Here is a 406-nt window from a genome sequence, read left to right on the forward strand (position 1 = left end):
CTCTTGAAGAATTTCTTTGAGTTTCCTTTCCTGGGATCAGTTGTACTGTCGGAAAATTACTAGTATCTATATTTTTCTCGGCTTCATGTACTGTCGATAAATCGTCCTGATCAGGTATTTTTTCGTACCGACTAGTGCCGACGGAGTAATTAATCAAAACGGGAACAGTCTTTATTTCTTCGTGTTGAGTTCCAAGTAATGGATCAACGTGATTCTCGTAGCATGCTTCCCAGCTTGCCGCTTTTGCAGTTACTCCACAATAGGGACAGCTGAGCTCCGAGCGAAGAGAGTCCGTTATTTCATCAACCGCAATAGAGTAGAAGGGCTGCTGAGAACCACAATTTGGGCAAGATACGACATCTGAATAAAGAACAAATTCTACAAGGCCTTTTTCAAGGTTTTGGTG

1 protein-coding gene is annotated in these 406 nt (G+C 42.1%); it reads right to left on the reverse strand.

What is annotated here, in order from left to right; translation table 11 throughout:
* Positions 1–406: hypothetical protein (locus tag FY251_RS21920; RefSeq protein WP_222847925.1), on the reverse strand; the 406-nt coding region annotated here is incomplete at both ends.

The sequence above is a fragment of the Haloferax sp. KTX1 genome, from assembly GCF_902410085.1.
In the GTDB taxonomy this organism is placed as follows: domain Archaea; phylum Halobacteriota; class Halobacteria; order Halobacteriales; family Haloferacaceae; genus Haloferax; species Haloferax massiliensis.